The sequence below is a fragment of the Streptomyces sp. NPDC059477 genome, assembly GCF_042749375.1.
GTDB lineage: Bacteria > Actinomycetota > Actinomycetes > Streptomycetales > Streptomycetaceae > Streptomyces.
Genome location: NZ_JBHYUG010000130.1, coordinates 5132 through 17479, shown reverse-complemented (window position 1 = coordinate 17479; position 12348 = coordinate 5132). Strand labels below are relative to the sequence as shown.

The following is a 12348-nucleotide window of genomic DNA, read 5'->3' as shown; positions in this document are numbered from 1 at the left end:
CGGTGTGGGGGTGTTGGCGAGCGGGGGGGGGGGGGGGCGTCGGGGGGCGGCCCGGGGCGCCCCCCCGTCCACGACCTCACCTGACCCCGAGTCTCAGAGAGAATGACCCCGTGGCCACCATCCCGCTTGCCGACGCACTCAGCATCACCACGGACCGACTCGTCTCCCGCCGCAAGATGGCAGGGATCTACGAGACACTCCGGATCATGACCGGGCAGGACATCTACACCCATCAGCTTGACGACGTGGCCGACGCGGTTGCGCCCGCCCTGGTCCAACAGCATCCGTTCCTCGCCCACCTGAAGCCCCCGCCCGGCATCGACGCGCCCGACCTGCTGGCGTGGCTGATCGAAGCCGAGCGCGTTCATGGCGAGACGATCACAGTGGAACCGATCAGCGACTGGACGCACCAAGACCCGGTCGAAGGCGCCTGTGACAAAGTCGGCGCTGAGAACGTCTTCGTGGTCAAGCTGGACCCCGAGAGCTGAGCCCGCAATCATCGGAGTCGCTCACGTCGACGCTGTGCCGCCGCTCGATCTCCGGTAGCCACGGCGGCCCGTCATGGCGGCCATGGCGGTCTGTCCCCGCCAGCGGTTCACGCCGTCCTCGGTATCGTCCGGCTCGGGCCAGCGGTCACGTGCGAGGTCCGCGCGGATCGTCCCGGCCGTGATCCCGATACCGGCCTCCTCCAGCTGCTGGGCGGTGTAGAGCCGGCGCCGTTCGAGCGTGACCGTCGGGCGGTCGACGTGGGTCCGGACGAAGTCGGCGATGTCCTGGGCGGCGTACTCCTTGTACCGGCCGCGCTTCCCGGCCGGGGCGGGCCACTCCGGATGCTGGGACCAGCTCTTGGTCACGGTGTGGATGCTCACGCCGTACTTGGTGGCGATCTCGGGATTGATCAGGCCGGGCCGGTCTACCATGGTGGTGATTCTCCTTTGCGGAGTTTTCAACTGGAGGGGCCGACGCTCTCTCACCCCCGGGCGACCGGGGATCGGCGTCGGCCCCTGTTGCTGTGTGAGAGCGGGGCGGGGCGCGGGTTGGAGATTCCGGGAGGAGTGCCCGCCCCGGGCTGGCTGCCCGGGGCGGTGAGCCGCTACGACTGGCTGTCGTCCGGCTCGTCGTCTTCGATCACCTCAATCCAGGTCACGCAGCGATTGAGCGCGAACTCGACAACGTCGAGTCGCCAGGGAGCGGGCCCCGCCAGCTTGACGAGTGCGAGCATCTCGTAGGCCGCGAACCAGTCGAGCACCAGGTGCTCGAAGGCGCGCTTGTGGGTTTCCGAGATCGGCTCGTCCTGGATGGCCGCTCGCACCCGGTTGAGTGCGAGCAGGAGGTCCTTGGGGTCCCGGTCGTCGTCCATGACCTTCACGAGGTCCGGGATGACGATGCGGATCGGAAGGTCCTTCAGGAGTCCCGCGATGTACGCGTAGACCCCGACCATGCCCTCGGCGAGTGCGAGGAACCGCTCCTTGTCGTGATCTGCCACGACTTCTCCTCTCTGGAATTTTCAACTGGTTGTCAGTTCCGGGGGCTCTCACCCCCCCGCCCTGACGTGTCTAACTTTACAGCACTCACGCCTAGAAATGCAACACCATTGGGGCGGCGAATCGGGAACGCCCCCCGGCTGGATGCCGGGGGGCGCGGAGTGGATCAGCCAGTGTTGGCCAGGAGCCAGACCAGGAGGGTCTTCAGCGCGTCGTCCGCGTGCAGCAGATTGGCGCCAACCCCCTCGGCCCGGGTCTCCTCGTACCTCGTTGCGCACAGCGCGTAGAGGTCGATGGCGGCCAGGAGATAGATGCAGCCGCTCCGCAACTGCACCTCCTGGGTCTCACCCATCGGCTCCTCCTGGGCCAGCATCTCCGCCCGCCGGATCGCGGGGAGTGCGGTGCTGGTGGGGATGTGCCGGTCGGTCGGCATGGTGATCGGCACGGGGAGTGCCTGGCACACGTCGACCAGGAGTGAGTAGGTGGACGAGATCGAGTGCGCGAGCGCGTTCATGATCTCGTCGGCATCATGGTCAGCCATTGGCTTTCCTCTCTGGAGTTTTCAACTGGCGTCAGTTCCGGGGCTCTCACCCCCCGTCCTGACACGTCCAACCCTACCCCAATTGCTTCTAGATTTACAACACTCAAGGCAGGGTGGATGATCTCTTTCGGGTGGAATTCCTCGCCCCTCAGTGTCCGCAGAACCGAGACACTGAACGCTCCTCAGTGTCTCGGAATCCCGGACACTGACGACCACCCCCACACCACAAACACCCAGGTCAACACCCCACACACCCCTCAGTGTCCGCAAATCCCGGACACTGAACCCGGTGTATGTATGTATTTAGAAGATCACTAAGAACACACACTCACCGGCGCCCCGACGTACTTGCACCACACCCCCGCTCCATGGATCATGGGTGCCAAGTCCGGCGTGCCCAGACACAGACGCCCCGCCCCGCGCGGGGCACTCGCATGTCACAGCACGATCAACACGCCCCCCGCCCGCCCCCAGGCGACGCATCATGCCCCCACAGACCCACATCCCTGGGGGGAAGCATGAAGACCCGCACCACCACCCTCGCCGCCTTACTCGCCCTCACCGTCCTCACCGCCGGATGCAGCAAATCCCAGGACGAGATCGCCGAGGACTGCCAGGCAGCACTCGCCACCGTCGACACCACCCAGCTGGGCGACGACCGGCCCGCCGCCTGCGACGGGCTCTCGGACGACGACTACAACGCCCTCCGCATCTCAGCCGGACTACGAGACAGCGGCATCGTGGACGACAACGGCAACGTCGACGTCGACGAACTCCTGGAGGACAGCAACTAGGAGCGTAGGAGCGGAGGCGCCCGTGCCCGGCAACCCCCGCAACGGGCGCCCCTACCGCCGCCTCACCGCCGCCCAACGCGCCCTTGGCCTGCCCTGCTGGTGGTGCGGCCACGCCATCGACTACCGCCTCACCGGCCCCGACGCGCAGCGCGACCCCTGGGCATTCACCCTGGACCACGCCCAACCCATCTCCCGAGGCGGAGACCTACTCGACCCCGCCAACGCACGCAGCGCACACCGCCGCTGCAACAGCGCCCGAGGCAACCGCACCGACGCCGCCCGACAGCCCCAACGGTCCTCACGGAGGTGGTGACCATGCCGCAACCTCCAGCCGGGCAGAAGACATGCTGTACGTGATCACCGGCCCTCCGGCCGCAGGCAAATCCTCCTGGATCACCGCCCGCGCCAACACGCGAGACATCGTCATCGACCTCGACCGCATCGCCCTCGCACTCGCCGGACCCGATGCCCCCAACTGGCACCACAACGACACCCTGCTGAAGATCGCCCACCGCGCACGATTCGCCGCCATCAACGAGGCCGTCAAGCACCGCGACACCGTCGACATCTACCTCATCCACACCATGCCCAGCCCCACAGCACTCGCCCGCTACCGCCGACTCGACGCCCAGATCATCACCGTCGACCCCGGCCGCGACATCGTCATGCAACGCGTACGCGACATGCGCGACCCCGCCATGACCGCCGTCGCCACCCGCTGGTACCGCCACCACACACGGCACCACCACGGACACACCACCAGCCGACAGGCATCACGCACCTGGTGAACACTCGCCACTCGCGCTCAACGCAAACGATCACGCGACCACGCGATGACCGCGAGCGGGAACGGCCGGGACCCCCAGGGGGAGGGGGCCCGACCCCATCGTGAAGATCAGCGGCCGGGCGACCCAAAAGCCCTTGTCGACCGGCTTTGCGCGTGGGCCCCCTTCAAGATCAACTCCACGCGAACTGATTTCGACCCATTTAGTGAGTGCCCGCCAGCGGCCCGCTCCGGCCCAGACGCGTCTGAGGCTGCCGGGGCCGCTGGGAGGCTGCCCATGGGCCGCTGAGCCCGCTTCCTGGCCTGCATTCCGGCCTGCCTTCCACCCGGCGTCTTGCCTGGTCGGCGCGCTATTCACCGCGAACTGAGTTCGACCCACTTAGCGGACGCCGATGATGGGGGTGGGTGCGGTGGACATCGAGGCCAAGACGCTCGCCGAGGTCGACGCCCTCAGGGTCGGCGACATCGCGCCCGGCCTTGTCGCCGTCGCCCTGGAGCTCGCCCGCCAACTAGACGAGTGCGAGGCACCAACCTCGGCGGCGATCGTCGCCCGTGAGCTGCGCGCGACGATGCTGGAGCTGCGGAAGGTCGCACCGCCGGCCGCCGCCAAAGCGGACCCGCTGGATCAGCTCGCCGAGAAGCGGAAGCGGCGCCGCGGTGCCTGACGATGCTCGGTTGTACGGCGCGCAGCGTCCCCGGATCGAGACCGTGCCGCCGTTCGTCTCCAGCTCGGGCCAGGAGGCGGTGGAGCTGGCGGCGTCCGCCGGGGTGACGCTGGACCCGTGGCAGGAGTACTGCCTGCACGTCGGTCTCGGTGAGAAGGCAGACGGCAGCTGGAGCGCCTTCGAGATCGCGGTCAACGTGGCCCGCCAGAATGGCAAGGGCGGCGTGATCGAGGCCCGGGAGCTGGCCGGCCTGTACCTGCTGAACGAGCCGCTGATCATCCACAGCGCGCACGAATTCAAGACGGCGCTCGAAGCCTTCCGGCGGATCGAGTCGCTGATCACGAACTACGACCACCTGCGGAAGAGGGTTGCGCGGGTGCGTCGTACGACGGGCGAGGAAGCGATCGAGCTGCTGAGTGGGCAGCGGCTCCGCTTCCTCGCCCGCTCCGGTGGCTCCGGCCGCGGCTTCACCGGGAAGACGCTGGTCCTGGACGAGGACATGATCCTCGGTGACGACGCGATGGGCGCGCTGATGCCCACCCTGGCGGCCGTGGAGGACCCGCAGGTCTGGTACTTCGGTAGCGCAGGGATCGGCGCGCTGTCCGTGCAGCTGGCCCGGTTGCGGCGGCGGGCGCTGGCCGCGATCGAGGCGGGGGTGCCGGACGAGTCGCTGGCCTACCTGGAGTGGTCGATCGCCCCGCACACGCGCGAGTGCCCGCCTGGGTGCACGGATCACGACGACCCGGCCGCGCCGGAGTCGGTGGCCCGCGCGAACCCCGCGCTGGGCTACCGGCTGAGCCTGGAGCACACGGAGCGTGAGCGGCGGACGATGGCGCCCGAGATCTACGCCCGGGAGCGGCTCGGTGTCGGCGACTACCCGTCGGACGACGGCGACGCGTGGGCCGTGATCAGCAAGGACGCGTGGGAGGCCCTGATCGTGCCGGAGTCCGGCGCGGAGGACCCGGTGGCCTTTGCCCTGGACGTCACCCCGGAGCGCAGCCACGCATCCATCTGCGTGGCCGGTCCGGCGCCGGGCGGCGACGTGCACCTGGAAGTCGTGGACAACCGCCCTGGGGTGGCCTGGGTGGAGGCCCGCGTGGAAGCCCTCACCAGGACGCACGGGCCCCGCTGCTGGGTCATCGATGAGGCATCCCCGGCCGGCTCCCTGCTTCCCGCCGTACGACGGGCGCTCCGCCGGGCGCTGCTCCCGGAGGGCGAGGAACTTCCCGAGGACGAGGACCAGGAGCAGGACGAGGAGCCGAGACTCGCCGCCCCGATCGTGCCGATCAAGGCACGCGAGTACGCGCAGGCGTGCGGCCAGTTCTACGACGCCGTGGCCGCGGGCCAGGTCGTACACCTCGGCCAGGCCCCGCTGGCAACCGCCCTGGCGGGAGCCCGCAAGAGGGACTTGGGCGAGGCGTGGGCGTGGTCCCGGCGGTCGCCCGGTGTCGACATCAGCCCGCTGGTGGGCGTCACGAACGCCCGTTGGGGCCTGGACGCCGAGGTCGAGGTCGAGGAGGAGGACGTGGAGCCGTGGGCCGAATTCGCGTGACCCGGGCGGGCCGTGCCCGTGCCGGGGTCCTGGCCGGCGGGGCGCTCGCCTCCACCGGGGCCGGTCTCGGGCTCGGGCTCGCCGTCGGCCTGGTCGTCGCCGGTGTCCTGCTGGTCGCCTACTGCCTGCTGCTGATGGACACGGCCGACAGTGACGGGGGTGGTGGTCCGTGACGAGTCTGTGGCGGGCCGCCCGCAGCCGTGGCGAGACTCGGGCGCTCACGACGATCGATGACTATGTACAGGCCCTCCAGGAATCCCTGGGCTACTCCGGCTGGTCGGCGCTCGGGATCACGCAGACGCAGCCCGGCCAGGCCGCCGAGAAGGCACCGACGGATCTCCCCGGGTACGCGCAGTTGTTCGCCACCAACCCGGTGATCTGGGCGTGCATGACCGCCAGGCAATTCGTGTTCTCGGCACCGCGGTTCACATGGCAGCGCCTGAACAACGGCGCCCCCAGCGAGATGTTCGGTTCCGCTGACCTGCGCATCCTGGAACAGCCGTGGCCGGGAGGGACGACGCAGGATCTGCTGTCCCGGGACATCCAGGACGCCGACCTGGCGGGCAACGCCTACTGGACGCGCGTTCTCGGCGACGGCGACGAGCTAGTGCGGATGCGTCCGGACTGGGTGTTCATCGTCCTGGAGCGGCGGGAGTATCGCGGCGGGAAGCTGGGCTGGCGCAAGCTCGGGTACATCTACCAGGAGCCCGGCGAGGAGCCCGTGCCGCTCCTGGCGGATGAGGTGGCGCACTTCGCGCCCGTGCCCGATCCGCTCGCCACGTACCGGGGCATGTCGTGGCTGACGCCGGTGATCCGCGAGGTGCAGACCGACGGGATGATGTCCCGGCACAAGCAGAAGTTCCTGGAGAACGCGGCCACGCCGAACATGGTGGTCCGGCTCGCGCGGGAGGTCTCGCCCGATGCGTTCGCCAAGTTCAAGGCGAAGATGGAGGCCAACCACCGCGGCGTGGAGAACGCGTACCGGACCCTGTACTTGGGCGGCGGCGCGGACGTCACGGTCGTCGGCAGCGACTTCAAGCAGCTCGACTTCGCGGCGGTCCAGGGCGCCGGGGAGACCCGTATCGCCGCAGCGGCCGGGGTGCCGCCGATCATCGTCGGTCTGTCGGAGGGGCTCCAGGCCGCGACGTACAGCAACTACGGGCAGGCCCGCCGCCGGTTCGCGGACGGGACGATCCACCCGCTGTGGCAGAACGCCGTCGGTTCCTTCGGGAACATCATCCGGCCGCCCGGCGGCGGCACGTCGGGGGCCGTACGGCTCTGGTACGACGCCCGCGACGTGCCGTTCCTCCGCGAGGACGCGAAGGACGCTGCGGAGATCCAGGGCGTGCAGTCGAGGACCATCCGCACCTTGGTCGATGCCGGGTTCACGGCTGAGTCCGTGACGGCCGCGGTCCTCGCCCAGGACTGGGCGCTGCTGTCGCACACCGGGCTGTTCTCCGTCCAGCTCCAGCCGCCGGGAACCCCCCAGCCGTCCGCCGAGCGTGATCGTGTCCGTGCACTCGCCGCCGCGCTGGAGGGCGCGCTCCGGCCTATCGAGGGAGGGGTCTGAGATGCCCGCCATGCAAGCTGTCGCCCGCGAACTCCTGCGGTCGGTGCCGTTCCGGATCGTCCGCGACGACGCCGCCTCGGAAGAGGGGGACGGCTGGACGCTCACCGGCTACGCCGTGACGTTCGGCCAGGAGACAGAGATCGATTCCTGGGAGGGGCGCTTCTTCGAGAGCGTCCGCCGAGGCGCGTTCCGCAAGACGTTCCGGGAGCAGACCCCGGTGTGCCAGTTCGACCACGGCCGGCACCCCCTGATCGGCTCGATCCCCATCGGGGCCTTCCGGGAGCTGTACGAGGACGACCAGGGCGTGTTCGTCAGCAACCGCATCACGGACAACTGGCTGATGCAGCCGATCAGGGACGCCATCGCCTCGGGCTCGATCACCGGAATGTCGTTCCGGTTCGAGGTGGTTCGCGAGCAGTGGACGGATGCCCAGGGCAAGACCGTGCGGCCGGAGGAAGTGGCCGAGTTGCTGTGGGCACCGGGTGACCGCGGGCCTCTTCACCGCGAGCTGATCGAGGTGAAATGTAGGGAACTCGGCCCCGTGGTTTTCCCGGCGTACACCGGCACCAGCGTGTCCGTGCGCGCCCGCGACCAGGCCGCCGTCCTCGCCCGCGACGACGAGTTCACCCGCAGCATCCGGGCATCTCTCGCCCGCTCCGCCGCCGCGACGCCGCCCGTGCCCGACGACCAGGAACTGCGCCGCGAGGTTGCCGCAGCTCTCCTCTACCCGACCGCCCTCGATACGACCCCGGTCGTACCGGAGCCGCCCGCGCCGCCCTCCCCTGGGCACCCGGGCCAGACCCGCACCACCAGCGCGCCGCCCGCCCTAGGACACCCGCTGACCCCAAGCACTCCTGACGCGCCGCCCGCCGCAGGGCACCCGTCGCCCGACCCGGACACCACCCGCCGCCGAGCCCAGATCGCAGAGATCCGAGGGCTGATGCGCGGCGTACTGGAGTCCATTCCCGACAAGGACGACTGAAATGCCCGTACAGCTGAGTCACCCGCAGGCGGTGATCCGCCTCCAGGACATCGAGGCAGAGCTGGAGCGGCTCCAGGGGCTGGAGACGCTGACCGCCGACGACGAGCAGAGCTTCGACGAACTCACGCGCGAGTTCGCGGAAGTCGACGCGCACCGCCGCCAGCTGGAGCGCACCGCAGCGCTGGAGCGGATCCGCTCCGCGAGCGGCAGCACCAGCAGCACCCGACGCCCGGCCGCGACCGGCATCATGCCGGGAACGGCCATCGGCTCCGGCTACGACGCCGACCCGATCCTCAACCCCGACTCGGTGGAGGACCGCCGGTTCCGCAATCCGTGGGACCTCGGCGAGATGCGCACCTTCGACCGCTCCCCGGAGCAGGTCGGCCAGGAGCTGCGCGCCCGCGCGCTGTGTGCCGTCGAGAGGATGGCCGGCGCCAACGACCGGATCCGGTCCGCGGCCACGGACATCATCGAGGCGTGGGACGACAAGCGCAGCACCATCGCCCGGATGTGCCTGGCGACCTCCAGCCCGGAGTACATGCGGGCCTGGTCCAAGCTCGCCCGGGGCAAGTCCCACATGGTCACGCCGGAGGAGCAGCAGGCCCTGGAGCGCGCGATGTCCCTCACGGACAACGCGGGCGGCTACCTGGTCCCGTTCCAGCTCGATCCGACCGTGATCATCACGGCGAACGGGTCGATCAACCAGATCCGCCAGGTCGCCCGGCAGGTCGTGGCGACCGGCGACGTCTGGAATGGGGTGTCCGCGGGTGCCGTCTCCTGGCGGTGGGCGTCCGAGGGATCCGAGGCGGGTGACAACGCGCCCGCGTTCGCGCAGCCGACCGTGCCGGTCTGGAAAGCGGACGGCTTCGTGCCGATCAGCATCGAGGCGATGGACGACGCCGAGAACGTCACCACCGAGGTCGGCAAGCTGCTCGCCTTCGGCAAGGACTCCCTGGAGGCTGCGGCGCTCGCCACGGGGTCCGGCTCGGGCCAGCCCACCGGCATCGTCACCGCCCTCACCGGCACCTCGTCCATCGTCACGTCGACCACGACGGACACCTTCGCCTCGGGGGACGTCTACAAGACCGACACCGCGCTGCCTGGACGCTACCGGCCGAACGCTGCCTGGCTGGCGAACCGCGGCATCTACAACGCCGTCAGGCAGTTCGACAGCGCGGGCGGCACGAACCTCTGGGAGCGGATCGGCGCCGACGTCCCCCCGCTGCTCCTGGGCCGCCGCGCCCTGGAGTCGGAGGACATGGACGGATCGGTCACCGCGGCGCAGGACAACTACGTGGCGGTGTACGGCGACTTCGACAACTACGTCATCGCCGACCGCATCGGCATGTCGATCGAGTTCCTGCCGCATCTGGTGGGCGCCAACCGCCGGCCGACGGGTCAGCGTGGCTGGTACGCGTGGTACCGGGTCGGTGCCGACTCGGTGAACGACGGCGCGTTCCGAATGCTCAACGTCACCTGATCCCGCTGGACGGCCGGGGCACGCCGCGAGGGTGTTCCGGCCGTCGGCATTCCCCCGAGGGAGTCACCTCATGAGGCAGAGCCTCTACAACGTGGCGCGGGCCAAGCTGACGCTGACGCTCGCGGTCCGCACGAACGGCACGGTCAACGGCACATCCGTCGACTTGCACGAGAACAAGGACGCGTCCCGGTCGGCCATGCTGATCGTCTACTCCGGGACGATCACGGACGGCACGCACGCCGTGATCCTCCAGGAGTCCGACGACAGCTCGGCGTGGTCCGCGGTGGCCGCCGCCGACCTCCAGGGCACCGCGCCGTCGCTCACGTCGACCGACGACGACGCCCTGTTCGAGCTGGGTTACAAGGGCTCCCGGCGGTATCTGCGTGCGTCCGTGACCACGTCCGGCGCGACGACGGGCGGCACCTTCGGCGCCGTGATCGTGCGCGCCTTCCCCCGCCGCTCGCCGATCGCGCACACCTGAGGAGCACCATGCAGCGCTGCACCGAGTCCTTCAGCATCTGGCGCGACGGGGCGCCGCTCGCCTTCGTGGCCGGGCAGTTGGTGGACGACAAGCACCCCATCCTCAAGACCCACTCGCACCTGTTCACGCAGCCGCAGGCCACCGTCCACCGGGCGGCGGTGCTCCGGCCGGTGGAGCAAGCCACGGCCGACCCGGGCGAGCGCCGGGACCTAGCCCCACCCGCAGACCCAGCCGCCGGGGCGCCCTTCGACCCGGCCGTGCACACCGGGCCCGAGGTGATCGAGTACCTGAAGGCGGCAGACGAGGACGAGCGGGCCCGCGTCCTGGCCGCCGAGCGGGACGGGAAGAACCGCAGCACCGTTCTGGGCGCCGACCTGTCCAAGGGGTGACCGCGTGCCGTTCGATCTCGGCGCGACGGTGCGCCTCACCGCTGACTGCCTGGACCCGGACGGCACGCTGATCACGGCCGCCAGCGCGGCTGTGACTGTGACGCTGCCGGACGGCACCACTGCCGCCCCGGCCGCCGCCGAGACCACGGTCCCGGGCCGGTACCGGGCGGACTACGTCACGGCCGTCCCGGGGCGGCACACCGTGCGCTGGATCTGGGACGAGCCCGCGCACGCCTACACCGACGTCTTCGACGTCCAGGAGGCGGCGCCGCCCGCGATCCTGTCGCTCGCCGACGCGAAGGCGCATCTCAACATCCCTGCCGACTCCCACGGCGACGACGGCGAGGTGCGGTTCTGGAACGCGGCGACCACCCGCGCGGTGGAGTACTTCACCGGGCCGATCGTTCCGCGCACCATCACCGAGGACCATCCGGGCCGGGCCGCTCCGGTCGTGGTGCTGCGGTACACCCCGGTCCTTGATCTCGTCGCCGTCCAGGCCGTCCGCGACGGCAGCACGGCGTACGACGTGGACACCCTGGACGTGAACCCGACCACGGGCGAGGTGACGCTGCCCGGCGGCGGCGTGCTGCGGGGGCCGCTCCGCTTCACCTACCGGGCGGGCCGGACGGTCGTCGCTGAGAACATCTCGGCGGGCGCCCGCATCATCCTTCAGCACCTCTGGCTCACCCAGCGCGCGGGCCGCCGCGGCGGTCTGCCCGGCGGCGGACAGGACTACTCGGTGTCGGAGCCGATCCCCGGCCTCGGCTACGCGATCCCCAACCGGGCCCTGAACCTGCTGGAGCCGGACCGGCTTCCCCCAGGAGTGGAGTAGATGGCCTCACGCGTACACGAACTGATCGAGGCCCTCGTCACCCGCGGCCGTACGGACGAGGCCCTGGCGGGCGTCGTCGTCACCGACGGGCCGGAGGTGACGGATCAGGCCGCCACGGAGTGGCTGGTCATCGGCTTCGACGGCGACCCCGAGGGCGATTTCCAGGCCGCGCAGTCCGTCGCCGAGTTCTCCGGGCTCGGCACCAGCCAGGAAGAGACCTTCCAAGTCACCGTGGCGGCGATCGTCAGCCGCGGCGACGGTGACGTAGCCGCCGCACGGACCCGCGCGTACGAGATCGCGGCCGTCCCGGAGGGGTGGCTACGCACCGACCCGAGCCTCGGGCTGCGCTCCCTTCAGGCCCGCATCGAGGCGACCCGCCTCATCCAGGACCAGAGCGAAGACGGCCTCCAGGTGGTGCTCCTGCTCACCGTGGCCGGCCGCGCCTTCACGTAGAGAGGAACCGTCCGTCCATGCGTACATCCATTCCGTTTCCGCTGGTGGCCGCGTTCGTCGAAGAGCTCGGCGCCGATCTGGACGCAACGGCGTCCATCGAGATCACCCACGACCGGGTGACCGTGACCGAGTACAGGCTCAACGAGCACGGCGCGCGGTTCGCGGCTGGTGGCGCCCCCGCGAAGGTCGTCACCGACATCCGTATCGAGAGGGAGACCTAGGCATGGCTGCACTGACCGCCACGGTGATGCCGCTGACCGGCGCCGCCGTCACCTACACCGCCGCCGCCCGGGGGGGTCTCACACCCCCCCACCAGCGCCGGGGGGATCTGGTTCTCAGTC

At 70.1% G+C, this 12348-nt stretch carries 18 protein-coding genes; 15 read left to right on the top strand and 3 right to left on the bottom strand.

Annotated elements, in window-relative coordinates:
- Positions 1-110: 110 nt before the first annotated feature.
- On the top strand, positions 111-488 hold the full coding sequence (locus tag ACFXAZ_RS36755) for a hypothetical protein (protein WP_384600521.1): 378 nt from the start codon (positions 111-113) through the stop codon (positions 486-488).
- Between the two features lie 21 nt (positions 489-509).
- Here the strand turns inward: ACFXAZ_RS36755 and ACFXAZ_RS36750 are convergent, their stop codons facing one another.
- The 3 genes from ACFXAZ_RS36750 to ACFXAZ_RS36740 all read right to left on the bottom strand — a co-directional run bounded on the left by ACFXAZ_RS36750 (position 510) and on the right by ACFXAZ_RS36740 (position 2025).
- Positions 510-920 (bottom strand): hypothetical protein, encoded by a 411-nt coding sequence (locus tag ACFXAZ_RS36750; protein WP_384600519.1) that lies wholly within the window; start codon positions 918-920, stop codon positions 510-512.
- Between the two features lie 173 nt (positions 921-1093).
- On the bottom strand, positions 1094-1486 hold the full coding sequence (locus tag ACFXAZ_RS36745) for a hypothetical protein (RefSeq protein ID WP_384600516.1): 393 nt from the start codon (positions 1484-1486) through the stop codon (positions 1094-1096).
- A 164-nt stretch (positions 1487-1650) separates the two neighbouring features.
- The gene (locus tag ACFXAZ_RS36740) at positions 1651-2025 is read right to left on the bottom strand and encodes a hypothetical protein (protein WP_384600513.1); all 375 of its coding nucleotides are present in this window, start codon (positions 2023-2025) and stop codon (positions 1651-1653) included.
- A gap of 518 nt (positions 2026-2543) precedes the next feature.
- On the opposite strand from ACFXAZ_RS36740, the gene ACFXAZ_RS36735 reads away from it, so the two are divergent.
- The 14 genes from ACFXAZ_RS36735 (at position 2544) to ACFXAZ_RS36670 (ending at position 12228) form a co-directional block, all read left to right on the top strand.
- The gene (locus ACFXAZ_RS36735) at positions 2544-2819 is read left to right on the top strand and encodes a hypothetical protein (RefSeq protein WP_384600510.1); all 276 of its coding nucleotides are present in this window, start codon (positions 2544-2546) and stop codon (positions 2817-2819) included.
- 22 nt (positions 2820-2841) lie between these two features.
- Positions 2842-3132, top strand: coding sequence for an HNH endonuclease (locus ACFXAZ_RS36730; RefSeq protein ID WP_384600507.1), 291 nt, complete (start codon positions 2842-2844; stop codon positions 3130-3132).
- Positions 3133-3163: 31 nt separating this feature from the next.
- Positions 3164-3607: a hypothetical protein gene (locus ACFXAZ_RS36725; RefSeq protein WP_384600504.1), complete on the top strand. Its 444-nt coding sequence runs from the start codon at positions 3164-3166 to the stop codon at positions 3605-3607.
- Between the two features lie 406 nt (positions 3608-4013).
- On the top strand, positions 4014-4268 hold the full coding sequence (locus ACFXAZ_RS36720; RefSeq protein WP_384600501.1) for a hypothetical protein: 255 nt from the start codon (positions 4014-4016) through the stop codon (positions 4266-4268).
- A complete protein-coding gene (locus tag ACFXAZ_RS36715) occupies positions 4261-5820 on the top strand; it encodes a terminase (RefSeq protein WP_384600498.1) in 1560 nt (519 codons plus the stop codon). Before ACFXAZ_RS36720 ends, ACFXAZ_RS36715 begins: the two co-directional genes overlap by 8 nt.
- Positions 5802-5993 (top strand): hypothetical protein, encoded by a 192-nt coding sequence (locus ACFXAZ_RS36710; protein WP_384600495.1) that lies wholly within the window; start codon positions 5802-5804, stop codon positions 5991-5993. Before ACFXAZ_RS36715 ends, ACFXAZ_RS36710 begins: the two co-directional genes overlap by 19 nt.
- Complete coding sequence (locus tag ACFXAZ_RS36705) at positions 5990-7390, top strand: phage portal protein (RefSeq protein ID WP_384600492.1); 1401 nt, start codon at positions 5990-5992, stop codon at positions 7388-7390. Before ACFXAZ_RS36710 ends, ACFXAZ_RS36705 begins: the two co-directional genes overlap by 4 nt.
- A gap of 1 nt (position 7391) precedes the next feature.
- Entirely contained in the window at positions 7392-8372 is a 981-nt protein-coding gene (locus tag ACFXAZ_RS36700; protein WP_384600489.1) for an HK97 family phage prohead protease, read from the top strand.
- Between the two features lies 1 nt (position 8373).
- Entirely contained in the window at positions 8374-9852 is a 1479-nt protein-coding gene (locus tag ACFXAZ_RS36695) for a phage major capsid protein (protein ID WP_384600487.1), read from the top strand.
- A 70-nt stretch (positions 9853-9922) separates the two neighbouring features.
- Positions 9923-10333 (top strand): hypothetical protein, encoded by a 411-nt coding sequence (locus tag ACFXAZ_RS36690; RefSeq protein WP_384600484.1) that lies wholly within the window; start codon positions 9923-9925, stop codon positions 10331-10333.
- An 8-nt stretch (positions 10334-10341) separates the two neighbouring features.
- Positions 10342-10722 (top strand): hypothetical protein, encoded by a 381-nt coding sequence (locus tag ACFXAZ_RS36685; protein ID WP_384600481.1) that lies wholly within the window; start codon positions 10342-10344, stop codon positions 10720-10722.
- Positions 10723-10726: 4 nt separating this feature from the next.
- On the top strand, positions 10727-11554 hold the full coding sequence (locus tag ACFXAZ_RS36680; RefSeq protein WP_384600478.1) for a hypothetical protein: 828 nt from the start codon (positions 10727-10729) through the stop codon (positions 11552-11554).
- The gene (locus tag ACFXAZ_RS36675; RefSeq protein WP_384600475.1) at positions 11555-12007 is read left to right on the top strand and encodes a hypothetical protein; all 453 of its coding nucleotides are present in this window, start codon (positions 11555-11557) and stop codon (positions 12005-12007) included.
- Between the two features lie 17 nt (positions 12008-12024).
- Complete coding sequence (locus tag ACFXAZ_RS36670) at positions 12025-12228, top strand: hypothetical protein (protein ID WP_384600472.1); 204 nt, start codon at positions 12025-12027, stop codon at positions 12226-12228.
- Positions 12229-12348 lie beyond the last annotated feature (120 nt).

What these genes read in the sequence shown, in the direction of transcription:
- ACFXAZ_RS36750 (WP_384600519.1), bottom strand. Translation starts at nt 920, where the DNA reads ATGGTAGACCGGCCCGGCCTGATCAATCCCGAGATCGCCACCAAGTAC.
- ACFXAZ_RS36740 (WP_384600513.1), bottom strand. Translation starts at nt 2,025, where the DNA reads ATGGCTGACCATGATGCCGACGAGATCATGAACGCGCTCGCGCACTCG.
- ACFXAZ_RS36735 (WP_384600510.1), top strand. Translation starts at nt 2,544, where the DNA reads ATGAAGACCCGCACCACCACCCTCGCCGCCTTACTCGCCCTCACCGTC.
- ACFXAZ_RS36725 (WP_384600504.1), top strand. Translation starts at nt 3,164, where the DNA reads ATGCTGTACGTGATCACCGGCCCTCCGGCCGCAGGCAAATCCTCCTGG.
- ACFXAZ_RS36700 (WP_384600489.1), top strand. Translation starts at nt 7,392, where the DNA reads ATGCCCGCCATGCAAGCTGTCGCCCGCGAACTCCTGCGGTCGGTGCCG.
- ACFXAZ_RS36695 (WP_384600487.1), top strand. Translation starts at nt 8,374, where the DNA reads ATGCCCGTACAGCTGAGTCACCCGCAGGCGGTGATCCGCCTCCAGGAC.
- ACFXAZ_RS36690 (WP_384600484.1), top strand. Translation starts at nt 9,923, where the DNA reads ATGAGGCAGAGCCTCTACAACGTGGCGCGGGCCAAGCTGACGCTGACG.
- ACFXAZ_RS36685 (WP_384600481.1), top strand. Translation starts at nt 10,342, where the DNA reads ATGCAGCGCTGCACCGAGTCCTTCAGCATCTGGCGCGACGGGGCGCCG.
- ACFXAZ_RS36675 (WP_384600475.1), top strand. Translation starts at nt 11,555, where the DNA reads ATGGCCTCACGCGTACACGAACTGATCGAGGCCCTCGTCACCCGCGGC.
- ACFXAZ_RS36670 (WP_384600472.1), top strand. Translation starts at nt 12,025, where the DNA reads ATGCGTACATCCATTCCGTTTCCGCTGGTGGCCGCGTTCGTCGAAGAG.